The following is a 15,295-nucleotide window of genomic DNA, read 5'->3' on the forward strand; positions in this document are numbered from 1 at the left end:
TGCACGTGGTTGAGTTTTTGGCGCGCTGTTAAGGCCCCATCGGGAGCAAGCCCCCTCCCACATATACATTCAAATGTGGGAGGGGCGGTGCGACGATTCGACTTGTCCATAGTGGTCTACCGGTTAAAACGCTCCACCAGCGAGTACTGAGTATGGGCGGTATGCGTCAGCTCTTCACTCAACTGCGCCGAGTTCATGGCCTGTTCCGAGGTCTGATCCGCCAACAGCGCAATGGTGCTGATGTTACGGCTGATCTCTTCGGCCACCGAGCTTTGCTCTTCGGTCGCTGCTGCGATTTGCGTGGTCATGTCGGTGATATGCGCCACCGCTTCACTGATCCCCACCAACGCCTGATCCGCCTCCATCACCCGCGCCACACCCTCTTCGGCCTGGCGATGCCCGGCGTCCATGGTTTGCACGGCGGCAGCAGCGGTGTGCTGCAGCTTGGCGATCAGGGCATGAATTTGCCCGGTGGATTCAGCCGTGCGCTGCGCCAGTTGACGCACTTCGTCCGCCACCACCGCAAAACCACGGCCCATCTCACCGGCACGCGCCGCTTCAATCGCGGCGTTCAACGCCAGCAGGTTGGTTTGGTCGGCAATGCCTTTGATCACATCGACCACGCCGCCGATTTCGTCGCTGTCCTTGGCCAATTGGGTGACCGTCACACCGGTCTCGCCCACGGCCACGGACAGGCGCTGAATCGCCTCGCGGGTTTCGCCTGCGATGTCGCGGCCACGGCCGGTCAAGCGATTGGCTTCCTGAGTGGCGTCCGCCGTGCGCTGCACGTGGCTGGCCACTTCCTGTGTGGTCGCCGCCATCTGGTTGACTGCAGTGGCCACCTGCTCGGTTTCCACGCGCTGGCGTTCCAGGCCGCTGGAGCTGTTATGCGCCAGGGTGTTGGACTGCGCCGCTTGGGCGTTGAGGTGTTCGGCAGTGTCCTGCAAGCGCGTGAGGCAGGTCTTCAGACGGGCTTCCTGGCTGAGAATCGACATCTCCAGCCGCGCTTGTGCGCCTCGGCTGTCGGTGTACATCTGCGCAATCAGCGGATCGGAGGTGGTCTGCTCAGCCAGGCGCAGCAAACGCTTGAGGCCACGTTGCTGCCAGCTCAGGCCGAGCAGGCCGAGCGGCACCGACAACCCGGCCGCCAGGGCAAAGCCCCAATGCGAGTTGAGTGAGGCACCGATCATGAAGCTCAACTGGCTGACCAGAATAAACGGCAGCCAGTCCTGCAAAATCGGCAGCCACTTGTCGCGCTGTGGCACGGCAGACTTGCCCTTGTTGATGCGTTGGTAGAGCGCTTCGGCCCGGCGGATCTGCTCGGCGGTGGGCTTGATGCGCACCGATTCGTAGCCGATCACCTGATTGCCATCAAAGACCGGCGTCACATAGGCGTTAACCCAGTAGTGATCGCCGCTCTTGCAGCGGTTCTTGACAATGCCCATCCATGGCAAGCCTTGTTTGAGCGTTGACCACATGTGTGCGAACACGGCCGCCGGAACATCCGGGTGACGCACCACGTTGTGCGGGGCACGAACCAGTTCGTCACGGGTGAACCCACTGATCTCGACGAAGGCGTCGTTGCAGTAGGTAATCGTGCCTTTGGCATCTGTGGTGGAGATCAACCGTTGCTGAGCGGGGAAGGTGCGTTCGCGCTGGGTAACGGGTTGGTTATTACGCATGAGAGTTCAATCCGCAAGGCTTTCAGGGGTTGTCGGCCGGAATCTGCATTTATTTAACTTGAATTTGCAACAATCGGCGGTGCGCGCTTTTGCAATCAAGAAAATCAGCCAGCCAGCATCGGGTAGGTGAACAACCCGAAGTGAAGCAGATTCAGCCCAAAGTGCGTGGCAATTGCCGCACCCAGCCCACCAAAACGATACGCCAGGCCGTAACCCACGCCTGCAATGCCCGCCAACAGCACCCAATACCCTCCCGCGCCCACGTGCGCCAGGCCGAACAACAGCGAGGCCAGCAACACGGCCAGGTGCTCGCCGTAGGGCAGGTGCTGGAAGCGCCGGCTCAGGCCGCCCTGGATGTAACCCCGGAACAGCGCCTCTTCCACCAGCGTGACCAGCAGCAGGTTGTTGAGTACCCACAGCCAGGCCTGCGCCGGCCATTTTGGTGCCCAACTGATGATCCCCAGCAACGCTGCGCCACCCAGTGCGGTGATTGCCGTGAGCGTCAACGCCAGTGCCGTCACGTAGATCGACAGGCGCAATGAGCGCTGCGCCACCAGCCATGGGCAGGCCAGCAGCAACCAAAAGCCAATCAGCGGTTTGTCCTGGTTCAGGTACATCGAAAACGGCGCGGAGTCAGGCGTAAAACGCTGCGGCGCGATGCCCAGGCCGTTGTAGAAACCCGGCAGCCAGTGCAGCGCCAGGCCCAGCGCCAACACAATAAACAAGCCGTGCCCGAGGTAACGCGCCCAAGGGTTGCGTTGCTGGCGAACGGCGTACCAGGCGATCAGCAGCAGGGCGACCGAAACCCCTGCGAGCATGCCCAGTTGCCCATAGGTCAACGCCACTGCGTAGCCCATCGAAAGCAGCATCAGGTACAGCCAGGGCAGAGCGAGCATGTGAATGCCTCCAAAAAAAACGGCAGGCATTGTAGCGAGCGACCTGCGTTGGCTGTATGAAACTCTTGCGCGTAATTCGCCTGGGTGCGCCGCTAAAGCGCGTTGGCGGCTTTTCCCGGTCGCAACACCAGCCACAACGCCCCGGCAATCAACACCCCGCCGTACAGATGCGCCATCGACAACGGTTCATCCAGCAGCAGCGCGCCCCACAGCACGCCGAACGGCGGAATCATGAAGGTCACGGTCATCGACTTCACCGGCCCGATGGATGACAGCAGGCGGAAGTAAAGAATGTAGGCAAACGCCGTACACACCAGCCCCAATCCCAGCAATGACCACCACACTTGCCAGCCGCCCCAACTGGCCGGCGGATGGCTGATGGCGCTGTAGGCAAACAACGGCAGCAGGAACAGCGTAGCGCCCAGCATGCTGCCCAACGCCGCGAGCCGGCTGTCCAGCCCGCCGCGCTGGTCCAGCCAACGCCGCGCGAGAAAACCGGCGAAGCCATAACAGGTGGTGGCCAGCAGGCAGGCGAGTGCGCCCATCAGCAATTGCATGTCAAACGCCACCGGCCCGGCACGGGTCAGCACGCCCACGCCGAACAGGCCCAGCGTGACCCCGGCGATTTTTGACGGGGTGAGGCGTTCGCTGAAGAACAGCCCGCCGATTAACACGCCCATCAATGGCGTCGTGGCGTTGAAGATCGCCGAATACCCCGCGGGCAGCACTTGGGCTGCCAGCGAATACAGGGTTGCGGGAAGCCCGGAGTTGATCACGCCCAGCAGCAGAATGGTTTTGAATTTGCCCTGGAAGTCCCATTTCACGCGCATTGCCGCAAGGATCACCAGCAAGCCGGCGGCCGCAATCGAGACGCGAAAAAACGCGGTCGGCACGCTGCCGATCTCCGGCGCGATGACGCGCATGAACAAGAAACTCGCGCCCCAGATGGCAGCCAGCCCCAACAGGTACAGGATGTCGACAGGTTTCACGAAACGCTCCTCCATCAATAAGGTGGCGGAGTGTTGCGCAGCGGCTTGCTCGACACAATTGCTAATTACACGGTAAGCGGCAAGCCGTAAGCTGCAAGCTGCAAGCAAACGCAATTCGGCAGGTACTTGCCGCTTGAAGCTTGAAGCTTGAAGCTTGCCGCTTGCAGCTGCTTTTCTGCGACAATCGGCCCCCTGCATAAATAGATGACCAAAACGCACCTGATGACTGACCAAGCGCCCACTATCGACACACTGCTGAAAAACCTTGATCACGCCATGCTCGCCGACCGCCAACGCCTGCGGCGCCAGTTGCTTGAGCTGCGCAAGAAGCCCGATGAGCAGAAACTCGCGCAGTGGGTCGCGCGCATGCAGGCGTCTTGCGCCCAGGTGACGGCGCGGCGCGCCAGCCTGCCGGTGATTCGTTACGACGACAGCCTGCCAATCGCCGCCAAGCGCGACGAAATCAAGGCCGCGCTGCTCAAGCATCAGGTGCTGATCATTGCCGGCGAGACCGGCTCGGGTAAAACCACGCAACTGCCGAAAATTTGCCTGGAAATCGGCCGTGGCCAATACGGCTTGATCGGCCACACGCAGCCGCGCCGCATTGCCGCGCGCAGCGTCGCCAGCCGCGTTGCCGAAGAACTGGCCACACCGCTTGGCGCGCTGGTCGGCTACCAAGTACGGTTCGAAGACCAGAGCGACGCCAATACCCTGATCAAGCTGATGACCGACGGCATCCTGCTGGCGGAAACCCAGAATGACCGCTACCTCGAGCGCTACGACACGATCATCGTCGACGAAGCCCACGAACGCAGCCTGAACATCGATTTTTTGCTCGGCTACCTGAAAACCCTGTTGCCGCGCCGCCCCGACCTCAAAGTCATCATCACCTCGGCGACCATCGACCTGGAGCGCTTTTCCAAGCACTTCGACGACGCGCCGATTGTCGAGGTCTCGGGCCGTACGTTCCCGGTGGACACCTGGTATCGCCCGCTGACGCTGGAGCAGGACGAGGAGGGCAACCGCGTCGAGGACGACTTGACCGTCGACCAGGCGATCCTCGCCACGCTTGATGAAATCGCCGCTTATGAGCGTAGCGAGCGGCGCAGCCCCGGCGATGTGCTGGTGTTTTTGCCGGGCGAGCGCGAGATTCGCGACGCCGCCGAGATGCTGCGCAAAGCTCAACTGAAGCACACCGAAATTTTGCCGCTGTACGCGCGCTTGTCGCCGGCCGAACAGCAGCGCATTTTTCAGTCCCACCCTGGGCGGCGTGTGGTGCTGGCCACCAACGTCGCGGAAACTTCGCTGACGGTGCCAGGCATTCGTTATGTAATCGACAGCGGCACCGCGCGCATCAGCCGCTACAGCTACCGCGCCAAGGTGCAGCGCCTGCCGATTGAAGCGATTTCCCAGGCCAGCGCTAACCAGCGTAAAGGCCGTTGCGGCCGGGTCGAGCCGGGTATTTGTATTCGCTTGTTCAGCGAAGAAGATTTTATCGGTCGCCCGGAATTTACTGACCCGGAAATCCTGCGCACCAACCTCGCTGCCGTCATCCTGCAGATGCTGCACCTGCGGCTTGGCGAAATTACCGATTTTCCGTTCATCGAGCCGCCCGACGGCAAGGCCATCAGCGACGGCTTTAACTTGCTGCAAGAGCTTTCGGCGGTGGACCGCAACAGCCAGCTCACGCCGCTGGGCCGCCAACTGGCGCGCTTGCCGGTGGACCCGCGCATGGGCCGCATGCTGCTTGAGGCCGCCAAGCTCGGCAGCTTGCAGGAAGTGCTGATCGTCGCCAGTGCGATGTCGATTCAGGACCCGCGCGAGCGCCCGCCGGAGCGTCAACAAGCCGCCGACCAGGCCCACGCACAGTGGAAGGACGCCGATTCGGACTTCGCCGGTTTGGTTAACCTGTGGCGCGGCTTTGAAGAACAGCGCCAGGCACTCACTGCCAGCCCGTTGCGTAACTGGTGCCGCAAGAACTTCCTGAATTACCTGCGGCTGCGCGAGTGGCGCGACTCCCACCGCCAGCTCAGCCTGATCTGCCGCGACATGCAATTGACCGTCAATAAAGAACCGGCGGACTTTGCCAAGCTGCACAAGGCGGTGTTGTCGGGCTTGCTCAGCCAGATTGGGCAAAAAACCGAAGACGGCGATTACCTCGGTGCACGCCAGCGGCGCTTCTGGATTCACCCGTCATCGGGCATCGGTAAAAAGCGCCCGCAGTGGCTGATGGCCGCTGAGCTGGTAGAAACCACCAAGCTGTATGCGCGCATGGTGGCGAAGATCGATGCTGACTGGATCGAGCCGCTGGCCGGGCACCTGATCAAAAAAAACCACTTCGAACCGCATTGGGAGAAGAAACGCGGCCAAGTGGTCGCGTTTGAGCAGATCACCCTGTTCGGGCTGATTGTGGTCGGGCGTCGGCCAGTGCATTACGGGCCGATAGACCCGGTGGTGTCGCGCGAGCTGTTTATTCGCGAAGGTTTGGTGCGCGGCGAGATTCAATCCAGGGCCAAGTGCCTGACGGCGAACCAGCAATTGCTGGAGCAGCTCGATGAACTGGAAGCCAAGGCGCGTCGTCGCGACATTCTTGCCGACGAAGAAACGCTGTACGCCTTCTACGATGCGCGCTTGCCGGCGGAGATTCACCAGACCGCAACGTTCGACAGTTGGTACAAGGTCAACAGCCAAAAAGACCCGCAGTTGCTGATCATGCGCGAAGAGGACGTGCTGGCCCGCGAGGCCAGTGAAGTCACCGCCGCGCATTACCCGGACACCTTGCACCTGGGCGACCTGGCGTTGGCGCTGAGTTACCACTTTGAGCCCAACCACCCGCGCGACGGCGTGACTCTGCGCGTGCCGGCGCCGCTGTTGCCGGCGTTGCCGCCGGAGCGGCTGGAGTGGCTGGTGCCGGGCGTGATCGAAGCCAAGTGCATTGCGCTGGTGCGCAACCTGCCTAAAGCGTTGCGCAAGAACTTCGTGCCGGTGCCGGACTTCGTCAAGGCGGCGCTGCAACGTATCGAGTTTGGCCAGGGTTCACTGCCCCAGGCGCTGGGGCGTGAACTGTTGCGCATGACCGGCGCGCGGGTCAGCGATGAAGCGTGGGCCGAGGCCGCGCAACAGGTGGAAAACCATCTGAAGATGAACCTGGAAGTGGTCGACGGGCAAGGCAAGTTCCTCGGCGAAGGCCGCGACCTGGCCGAGCTGACTGCGCGTTTTGCCGAAGCCAGCCAGGCCGCGTTGGCCGTGCCGAATACCGCGAAAAGCCAGCAGCCGGTGGAGGCCAAGGTGTTTGCGGCAGTGGCTGAAAAGACTCAGCAAAAGATCGCCGGCCTGTCGATGACGGTGTACCCGGCGCTGGTCGAAGACAACGGCACGGTCAAAGAAGGCCGCTTCTCTACCGCCGCCGAGGCCGAGTTCCAGCACCGCCGCGCCTTGCAGCGCTTGTTGATGCAGCAATTGGCCGAACCGGCGAAATTCCTCCGCGGTAAGTTGCCGGGCCTCACCGAGTTGGGGCTGATGTACCGCGAGCTAGGGCGCATCGACGGGTTGGTCGAGGAGATTCTGCTGGCCAGCCTCGACACCTGCATACTTGAAGGCGAAACCAGCCTGCCGCGTGACGGCGCAGGTTTGGCCGCCCTGGCCGAACGCAAGCGCGGCGCCTGGACCGAGCACGCCGAACGCCTGGCACGCTTGACCCTTGAAGTGCTCAAGCTTTGGCACGCGTTGCAAAAACGCTTCAAAGGCAAGATCGATTTGGCCCAAGCCGTGGCCTTGAACGACATCAAGCAACAACTGAGTCATCTGGTGTACCCAGGTTTTGTGCGGGAAACCCCGGCGCAGTGGTTCAAGGAATTGCCGCGTTTTCTTAAAGCCATCGAACTGCGCTTGGAGAAACTGCCGAGTCAGGTGCAAAAAGATCGCGTGTGGAGCACCGAGCTGAGCGGGTTGTGGGCGCAGTACCAGAACCGCCTGAATAAACACGCTCAAGAAGGCAAGCGCGACCCTCAGCTGGAGCTTTACCGCTGGTGGCTGGAGGAATATCGAGTGTCACTGTTTGCCCAGCAATTGGGCACCAAGGTGCCGATTTCCGACAAGCGCCTGAGTAAACAGTGGAGCCTGGTAGAGAGCTAGGAGCCTGTTGTAGCGATCGGGTTCGTGCTGGATATGGCGCTAAACTTCCGGGGTTGTGGCAAACTTGGCGGCTATAAATGCCGGGATCGTCGTGATGGGCTGGTGCAGCCGCGGCGCGATGGAATAAAGCGTTGCCAGTTTGATGCCCGCTGGACGGAATCGAACGACTTAAAATGTGGTACGACGGTACCAATATCTTCTGCCTGACAGATTTAGAGGAACGACCGTGCATAACGTCGTCATCAGCGGCACTGGCCTGTACACCCCGGCCAACAGCATCTCCAACGAAGAGCTGGTGCAGTCTTTCAATACCTACGTGCAGCAGTTCAACACTGACAATGCCGCCGCCATCGAGCGCGGTGAAGTGCAGGCCTTGACCGAGTCGAGCGCGGCCTTTATCGAGAAGGCGTCGGGCATCAAAAGCCGCTTTGTCATGGACAAGGACGGCATTCTTGACCCGCAACGCATGGCCCCGCGCTTGCCCGAGCGCAGCAATGACGAGTGGTCGGTACTCTGTCAGATGGCGATCGGCGCCGCCGAACAAGCCCTGCAACGCGCAGGCAAGACCGCTGCCGATATTGACGGCGTGATTGTCGCTTGTTCCAACCTGCAGCGCGCCTACCCGGCGATTGCCATCGAAGTCCAGGAAGCTCTGGGCATCGAGGGGTTCGGTTTTGACATGAACGTGGCCTGCTCATCGGCGACCTTCGGCATCCAAAACGCCGCCAACAGCATTCAGTTGGGCCAGGCGCGGGCGATTTTGATGGTTAACCCGGAAGTCTGCACCGGCCATTTGAATTTTCGCGACCGCGACAGCCATTTCATCTTTGGTGATGCCGCCACGGCGGTGATCCTCGAACGCGCCGACTTGGCGACCTCCGAGCATCAGTTCGACGTGGTGAGCACCAAGCTGCTGACCAAGTTCTCGAACAACATCCGCAATAACTTCGGCTTCCTCAACCGCACAGCGCCAGAAGGCATCGGCGCGCCCGACAAACTGTTCGTGCAGGAAGGCCGCAAAGTCTTCCGTGATGTCTGCCCGATGGTCGCTGAATTGATCGGCACGCACCTTGCGCAAAACCAGCTGAACGTCAGCGATGTGAAGCGCTTTTGGCTGCACCAGGCCAACCTGAGCATGAACCACCTGATCGTTAAAAAACTGCTCGGCCGCGAAGCCACGGTGGAAGAAGCCCCGGTGATTCTGGACACGTACGCCAATACCAGCTCGGCCGGCTCGGTGATTGCGTTCCATACCTATCAGGATGACTTGCCCAAGGGCGCTGTAGCGGTACTCAGCTCGTTTGGCGCGGGTTACTCGATCGGCAGCGTTATCTTGCGCAAGCGCTGATCTCGCACAGGGCTTTCCCTTTCAACATTGAGGTTTTACATGGCGGCAGCAGACGATACGCACCTGCTTGAACGCCTGCTAAAGGGTGAGCAGCGGGCCTACAAGGAAATGGTCACGACGTACCAGAGCGCGATGCGGGCGGTGGCCTATGCCATCGTCGGCCAGCGCCACGCCGATGAAGTGGTTCAAGACGCCTGGCTTTCGGTGGTGCGCAACCTTTCCAGGTTCGAAGGGCGTTCAAGCCTTAAAACCTGGCTGCTGACCATCACCGCCAATTCCGCCAAGGGCCGCTACAAAAAGAATCGTCGTGAAGTATTGCTCGACGATTTGCCCTCGCCCCACGGCACGCTCGGGGATGATCGCTTCGTTGCCGACGATGGCCACTGGGCCGTCGCCCCGTATGCCTGGCACCAAGACACGCCGGAAGCGTTGCTGACCGAAGAAGAGCTGCGTAAATGCCTGGAGCATACGTTGCTGAGTTTGTCGGAGCTGCAAAGCAGTGTGCTGGTCTTGCGTGAACGCCAGGGCCTGGAATTGGAAGACATTTGTAATCTTCTGACGCTCTCGCTCTCCAATGTGCGTGTGCTGTTGCATCGAGCACGGCTTAAAGTCTTTGCCACGGTGGAGCATTTTGAGGAAACGGGCGAATGTTGACCTGTAAAGAACAAGTGGCACGTTCCAGTGACTATCTCGATGGGCAATTGACCTTTCGCGAGCGTCTGCTGGTACGCCATCATTTGATGTTTTGCCGTAACTGTCGGCGATTCATCCGCCAGATGCGCCTGCTGCAGGCGACGTTGAAGATCATGCCGGACGCGCCGGTAGAGGATGCTGATGCGGTGGCTGACCGGCTGGTGGCCGAGCGCCTGAAAGATCTGTAAAGCTTGGTCAAGGCAGGCTCGCGTTGGTGGGTCGAACGGATGATGGGGATCGACCCACCCACGCAAGGCTGTTGAAAAAAACCTCGGGCCGTCCTGGCCCAAGGTTCGTTACACGCACTTTTAGAACTTGGCTTCAGCATCCAGCTGCAGGGTGTTGGTATTGGCATCACGCTGAGTGCGGCTGGCGAAGTCAGCCTTGGTCAGGAAGTACGTGGCGCCAAGGGCGAAGTTCTTGTCGATGTCGTAGCTGACCTTCATCTTGTGGCCACGCGAACCGGTCGTGCCGTTGGCGAAGTCCGAGTCGGTGAAGGCGCCAACCACTGCGTTACGTTGCGTATCGCGGTAGTTGTAGTCCAGGTTGAAACCAAACACTTTGGACTTGGCACCCAGCAACCAGGCAGTGTCCTGATCGGTGGAAGCGTCGTTGTTTTTCACGTACTGGCCGTAGAACGCCAGTGGCACGGCCAGGCCGCCGATGTCTGCCTGGGCAAAACCTTCGTACAGACGGAACTGTTCGTTGGCCGAGTTACCGTTGACCGCCAGTGCGCAAGGCGAGGAGGTCGTGGTGCAAGTGCTGTCCTTGTCGTTCTGGTAGGCGTAAACGCTGCCGCCCAGGGTCATCTTCAGGTTATCGGTAACCGAGAAACGCGTCCCCAACTGGCCGGCAGTCAGGCGCAGGTCGTGACGAAACTGCACGCCGTCGCCGTCGACGTTGTCCTTGAGGTTGTAGTTACCAATGCTGCCGAACAGCTCGGCGCTGCTACCCAGCGGGTATTTGTAGGTGAGTGCCAGACCTTCCGGGTTGATGTCGCTATCCCAGATCACGTCGCCCATGTTGACCCACGGTTGCAGCATTTTGCCGCCGATCACGTGCAGGTTTTTGATCTGGGTCGGGTGGTAGTCGATATAGCCGAGGTCCAGCCAGATCGACTTTTTGTCGAAGTAGTTGTCCTGGTCCTGGTTGGTGGAACGGGCATCGTCGCTGCTGCCGGTGGCAACACGGATGCCGGTGTCGACCTGCGAGTTGATCTCGGTATAGGCACCCAGGCGGGCACGGATGCGCTGACGGTCTTTGTCGCGGCCACCGTTGTTGGATTCGCCCTGGATCTTCACGGTTTCCTGACGGAAGCGCACGTCACCCTTGAACTGAGTCTTGGCGGCCCAGGCCAGCTTCTGGTCGAACACGCTCAGGTCGTTGGTTTTTTTCGCGGTGGCCGCGATCTGCTCGTTGGTCTCTTGTTGAGCTTGCTGTGCGATCTGCTTTTCCTTTTGATCTTTGGCCAATTCGCTTTGCAGTTCGGTGTACTGCGCAGCGGTAATTTGGCCATTGGCCTTGAGCATGTCGAGCAATTTAGCGTCGACTGCAGCGCTGGCCGGAACGCTGAGGGCCAGCAACAGGCCGCCGCACAGGACCGCCGCAGTTTTAGTGGAAGCAAGACGCATATCAATCTCCGAAAGTGAGGAGGGATGGCAAACCATCCAGGACACAACCGACCGATGACGGACGGAAAAATAGCCGCTTGCTATAACCAAGCGCTCTAAAAACTGGCGCCAGTATCACTATCGTTTATTACGAGGGAGTGGCAAAGTGATGTCATCTAGATGACAAAATATTTAGAAATGAACTATCCGTATCGAGCCTTGTCCTGCGATTTCAAGGTGTGCTAAGTGCGTCGATCGGCGATACTCGCAAGGCTTTCACGCCCTGAAGTAGTGAGGATGCCGATGCCGTTGCAACGCCTGAACAGCCTGTCCGAAATCGCCCCGCAGGATTGGGACGCCCTGGTGCCGCAGGCCCAACCCTTTGTTCGGCATGCGTTCTTGAGCGCGCTCGAAGACAGCGCCAGCCTGAGCCCGCAATCGGGTTGGCAGCCTGAGCATTTGCTGCATTGGGAGGGCACGCGCCTGGTGGCGGCACTGCCCAGTTACCGCAAATGGCATTCCTACGGCGAGTACGTGTTTGATCACGGTTGGGCGGATGCGTGTAACCGCGCAGGAATTGACTACTACCCCAAGTTGCTGACGGCAGTGCCGTTCAGCCCGGTCAGCGGGCCGCGATTGCTGGCGAGAAGTGCCGAGGACGGTTTTGAACTGCTGAACAGCCTGCCGGGCTATTTGGAAATCGAAGGCCTCTCCAGTGCCCACATCAACTTCACCGACCCGTTGGCCGACGCAGCACTGGCGGTGCAGCCTGGGTGGTTGCAGCGTTTGGGTTGCCAGTTTCATTGGCAAAATCGCGGCTACCGCGACTTCCAGGATTTTCTCGACGCCTTGAGTTCGCGCAAGCGCAAACAGATGCGCAAAGAGCGCGAGCAGGTGGCCGGGCAGGGCATCGAGTTCGAATGGTTACACGGCCATGAGTTAAGCGAAGCGCAGTGGGATTTTGTCTACGCCTGCTACGCCAACACCTACGCAGTGCGCCGCCAGTCGCCCTACTTGACCCGTGCGTTTTTCAGCCTGCTGGCCGAGCGCATGCCCGAAGCCATTCGCGTGGTACTGGCCAAACAAGGTTCACGCCCGGTGGCGATGGCGTTCAGCCTGATCGGTGGCGACAGCTTCTACGGTCGTTATTGGGGTTGCCTGGCAGAGTTCGACCGTCTGCATTTCGAAACCTGCTTCTACCAAGGCATGGACTACGCCATCGCCAACGGCCTGCAACGCTTCGACGCGGGTGCGCAGGGCGAGCACAAATTGATTCGTGGGTTTGAACCGGTGATTACCCGCTCGTGGCATTACTTGCGCCATCCGGGTTTGAAAAATGCAGTGGAGGATTTTCTGACGCAAGAGCGGGTGGGGATTTTGGCCTACGCCGAAGAGGCAAGGGCAGCCCTGCCTTATCGGCAGGGCTGAACAGGGGCCTCTTGGGTCTTGGCAGTGTGCCTTCAGTCGATACCGACGAACCCGCCGGTCTGGTGCTGCCACAACCGGGCATACAGCCCGCCATGGGCGATCAGCTCAGCGTGGCTGCCGGTCTCGGCAATCTGGCCTTTCTCAAGCACCACCAGCCTGTCCATCCGCGCGATGGTCGACAAACGGTGCGCAATCGCGATCACCGTCTTGCCCTGCATCAGGGTTTCCAGGCTTTCCTGAATTGCGGCCTCGACTTCCGAGTCCAGTGCGGAGGTGGCCTCGTCCATGATCAGAATCGGCGCATCCTTGAGCAGCACGCGGGCGATGGCAATACGCTGACGTTGCCCACCCGAGAGTTTCACCCCGCGTTCACCGACATGCGCGTCCAGCCCGGTGCGCCCTTCGGCGTCCGACAGCAGCGGGATGAATTCATCGGCGCGGGCCTTGTGAATGGCGGCCATCAGTTCTTCGTCGGTAGCGTCCGGCTTGCCATACAACAAGTTGTCGCGGATTGAACGATGCAGCAGCGAGGTGTCTTGGGTGATCATGCCGATCTGTTCGCGCAGGGTCTCCTGGGCCACCTCGGCGATATTCTGGCCGTCAATCAAGATGCGCCCGCCTTGCAGGTCATACAGGCGCAGCAGCAGGTTGACCATGGTTGACTTGCCGGCACCGGACGGGCCGATCAGGCCGATTTTTTCACCGGCCTTGATCTCAAGGTTCAAGCCGCCAATGATCCCGCTCTGCTTGCCGTAGTGGAAATCCACCTGCTCGAAGCGCACCTCGCCCCGCGGCACATTCAAGCGCGGCGCGTTGTCGCGGTCGGTCACCGCCAGCGGCTGGGCGATGGTTTTCAGGCCGTCCTGGACCATGCCGATGTTTTCGAAAATACCGTTGACCACCCACATGATCCAGCCGGACATGTTGACGATACGAATCACCAGGCCGGTGGCCAGCGCGATGGCGCCTACCGAAATCATCGACTGCGTCCACAGCCACAGCGCAAGCCCGGTGGTGGTGACAATCAGCAGGCCGTTCATGCTGGTGATCACGATGTCCATGCTGGTGACCACACGGCTGGCCAACTGGGTTTTTTCGGTCTGCTCGATGATCGCTTCCTTGGCGTACTCCTGCTCGGATTGGGTGTGCGCAAAGAGCTTCAAGGTGGTGATGTTGGTGTAGCCGTCAACGATGCGGCCCATCAGTTTGGAGCGCGCTTCGGAGGAAATCACCGAGCGTTCTTTTACCCGGGGCACGAAGTAACGCAACGCCAGGCTGTAGCAGATGATCCAGGTCACCAGCGGAATCATCAGCCGCCAGTCGGCATCGGCAAACAGCACCAGCGAGCTGATCGCGTAGATTGCCACGTGCCAGATCGCATCCACCGCCGCCACTGCGGAGTCGCGCAGGGAGTTGCCGGTTTGCATGATGCGCTGGGCGATGCGCCCGGCGAAGTCGTTCTGGAAGAAATTCAGGCTCTGCTTCAGCACGTAGCTGTGGTTTTGCCAGCGGATCAGGCTGGTCATGCCGGGGCTGATGGTCTGGTGCACCAGCAGGTCATGCAGGGCGCCGAAGATCGGGCGCAGCAGCAGGGCGACCACGGCCATCCAGATCAGCTCGGTGCTGTGAACCTGAAAAAAGTCAGCGGGCGGTGTGCCCTGGGCCAGGTCGATGATGCGGCTCAAGTAACTGAACAGCGCCACTTCGATCAGCGCGCCGATCAGGCCCACCACCAGCAAGGCGGCGAAGTGCGGCCACACCTGGCGCAGGTAGTAGAGATAGAAGGGCAGGACTTGGTCGGGAGGAGCGGCGCTCGGCGCGTCGCGGAAAATATCGATCAGTTGTTCGAAACGGCGATAGAGCATTAGGGTTGACGCCCGCCTGGCGGGCTCTCCTGTTTAAATGCGCGCGGCGCCTTGTGGGCACCGCGCGAAACTACCTGCAGACCTCAGTCGATGCGCTTGGCCGACTTGATCAGAACAGGATCGATAGGCACGTTCTGCATGCCTTGCTTGGTGGTGGTCTGCGAGTTGACGATGATGTCGACCACGTCCATGCCCTTGACCACTTTAGCGAACACGGCGTAACCGGCGTCACGGCCCGGGTCGAGGAACGCATTGTCGGCCACGTTGATGAAGAATTGGCTGGTCGCCGAGTTCGGGTCATTCGTGCGTGCCATCGACAAGGTGCCACGCACGTTATGCAGGCCGTTGCTGGCTTCGTTCTTGATGGGCGCATCGGTCGGCTTCTGCGACATCTGCGTGGTGAACCCGCCGCCCTGAACCATGAAGCCCGGAATTACGCGGTGAAAAATCGTGTTGGTGTAAAAGCCTTTGTCAACATAGGCCAGGAAGTTCTTGGTACTGATCGGCGCCTTGACCGGGTCCAGTTCGATTTCGATGTCACCATTGGTGGTGCTGATCAGCACATGAGGTGCCTTGACGGGCTCGGCGGCCATCAGGTTCGCAGCGAACAGCACGGAGCCGGCAAAGAAGGCGATTTTTTTCAACATGGG

11 protein-coding genes are annotated in these 15,295 nt (G+C 60.3%); 5 read left to right on the forward strand and 6 right to left on the reverse strand.

What is annotated here, in order from left to right; translation table 11 throughout:
• Positions 1 to 116: 116 nt before the first annotated feature.
• The 3 genes from F0169_RS10855 to F0169_RS10865 form a co-directional block, all read right to left on the reverse strand.
• Positions 117 to 1,682 carry a methyl-accepting chemotaxis protein gene (locus F0169_RS10855; RefSeq protein WP_058412216.1) on the reverse strand — a complete coding sequence of 522 codons (1,566 nt, stop codon included), beginning with the start codon at positions 1,680 to 1,682 and terminating at the stop codon, positions 117 to 119.
• Between the two features lie 104 nt (positions 1,683 to 1,786).
• The gene (locus F0169_RS10860) at positions 1,787 to 2,578 is read right to left on the reverse strand and encodes a CPBP family intramembrane glutamic endopeptidase (protein ID WP_152746522.1); all 792 of its coding nucleotides are present in this window, start codon (positions 2,576 to 2,578) and stop codon (positions 1,787 to 1,789) included.
• A 92-nt stretch (positions 2,579 to 2,670) separates the two neighbouring features.
• Positions 2,671 to 3,567: an EamA family transporter gene (locus F0169_RS10865; RefSeq protein ID WP_122249759.1), complete on the reverse strand. Its 897-nt coding sequence runs from the start codon at positions 3,565 to 3,567 to the stop codon at positions 2,671 to 2,673.
• Between the two features lie 222 nt (positions 3,568 to 3,789).
• On the opposite strand from F0169_RS10865, the gene hrpA reads away from it, so the two are divergent.
• The 4 genes from hrpA to F0169_RS10885 all read left to right on the forward strand — a co-directional run bounded on the left by hrpA (position 3,790) and on the right by F0169_RS10885 (position 9,930).
• On the forward strand, positions 3,790 to 7,701 hold the full coding sequence (gene hrpA / locus F0169_RS10870; RefSeq protein ID WP_152746553.1) for an ATP-dependent RNA helicase HrpA: 3,912 nt from the start codon (positions 3,790 to 3,792) through the stop codon (positions 7,699 to 7,701).
• 226 nt (positions 7,702 to 7,927) lie between these two features.
• The gene (locus F0169_RS10875; protein WP_099240564.1) at positions 7,928 to 9,049 is read left to right on the forward strand and encodes a beta-ketoacyl-ACP synthase III; all 1,122 of its coding nucleotides are present in this window, start codon (positions 7,928 to 7,930) and stop codon (positions 9,047 to 9,049) included.
• Positions 9,050 to 9,088: 39 nt separating this feature from the next.
• Entirely contained in the window at positions 9,089 to 9,703 is a 615-nt protein-coding gene (locus tag F0169_RS10880) for an RNA polymerase sigma factor (protein ID WP_058412212.1), read from the forward strand.
• Entirely contained in the window at positions 9,697 to 9,930 is a 234-nt protein-coding gene (locus F0169_RS10885; RefSeq protein ID WP_152746524.1) for a zf-HC2 domain-containing protein, read from the forward strand. The genes F0169_RS10880 and F0169_RS10885 overlap by 7 nt, the downstream gene beginning before the upstream one ends.
• A gap of 120 nt (positions 9,931 to 10,050) precedes the next feature.
• Here the strand turns inward: F0169_RS10885 and F0169_RS10890 are convergent, their stop codons facing one another.
• Positions 10,051 to 11,373 (reverse strand): putative porin, encoded by a 1,323-nt coding sequence (locus tag F0169_RS10890; protein WP_058412210.1) that lies wholly within the window; start codon positions 11,371 to 11,373, stop codon positions 10,051 to 10,053.
• A 282-nt stretch (positions 11,374 to 11,655) separates the two neighbouring features.
• Between F0169_RS10890 and F0169_RS10895 the strand changes: the two genes are divergently transcribed.
• Entirely contained in the window at positions 11,656 to 12,780 is a 1,125-nt protein-coding gene (locus F0169_RS10895) for a GNAT family N-acetyltransferase (protein WP_152746525.1), read from the forward strand.
• 32 nt (positions 12,781 to 12,812) lie between these two features.
• On the opposite strand, the gene F0169_RS10900 is transcribed toward F0169_RS10895, so the two are convergent.
• A complete protein-coding gene (locus F0169_RS10900) occupies positions 12,813 to 14,645 on the reverse strand; it encodes an ABC transporter ATP-binding protein (protein WP_152746526.1) in 1,833 nt (610 codons plus the stop codon).
• Positions 14,646 to 14,728: 83 nt separating this feature from the next.
• Positions 14,729 to 15,292, reverse strand: a complete 564-nt coding sequence (locus F0169_RS10905) for a peptidylprolyl isomerase (protein WP_058412208.1) — start codon at positions 15,290 to 15,292, stop codon at positions 14,729 to 14,731.
• Positions 15,293 to 15,295 lie beyond the last annotated feature (3 nt).

Origin of the sequence: Pseudomonas kitaguniensis (assembly GCF_009296165.1) — a bacterium.
Lineage (GTDB): Bacteria > Pseudomonadota > Gammaproteobacteria > Pseudomonadales > Pseudomonadaceae > Aquipseudomonas > Aquipseudomonas kitaguniensis.

What these genes read in the sequence shown, in the direction of transcription:
- F0169_RS10900 (WP_152746526.1), bottom strand. Translation starts at nt 14,645, where the DNA reads ATGCTCTATCGCCGTTTCGAACAACTGATCGATATTTTCCGCGACGCG.
- F0169_RS10890 (WP_058412210.1), bottom strand. Translation starts at nt 11,373, where the DNA reads ATGCGTCTTGCTTCCACTAAAACTGCGGCGGTCCTGTGCGGCGGCCTG.
- F0169_RS10855 (WP_058412216.1), bottom strand. Translation starts at nt 1,682, where the DNA reads ATGCGTAATAACCAACCCGTTACCCAGCGCGAACGCACCTTCCCCGCT.
- F0169_RS10905 (WP_058412208.1), bottom strand. Translation starts at nt 15,292, where the DNA reads ATGTTGAAAAAAATCGCCTTCTTTGCCGGCTCCGTGCTGTTCGCTGCG.
- F0169_RS10885 (WP_152746524.1), top strand. Translation starts at nt 9,697, where the DNA reads ATGTTGACCTGTAAAGAACAAGTGGCACGTTCCAGTGACTATCTCGAT.
- F0169_RS10860 (WP_152746522.1), bottom strand. Translation starts at nt 2,578, where the DNA reads ATGCTCGCTCTGCCCTGGCTGTACCTGATGCTGCTTTCGATGGGCTAC.
- hrpA (WP_152746553.1), top strand. Translation starts at nt 3,790, where the DNA reads ATGACTGACCAAGCGCCCACTATCGACACACTGCTGAAAAACCTTGAT.
- F0169_RS10895 (WP_152746525.1), top strand. Translation starts at nt 11,656, where the DNA reads ATGCCGTTGCAACGCCTGAACAGCCTGTCCGAAATCGCCCCGCAGGAT.
- F0169_RS10880 (WP_058412212.1), top strand. Translation starts at nt 9,089, where the DNA reads ATGGCGGCAGCAGACGATACGCACCTGCTTGAACGCCTGCTAAAGGGT.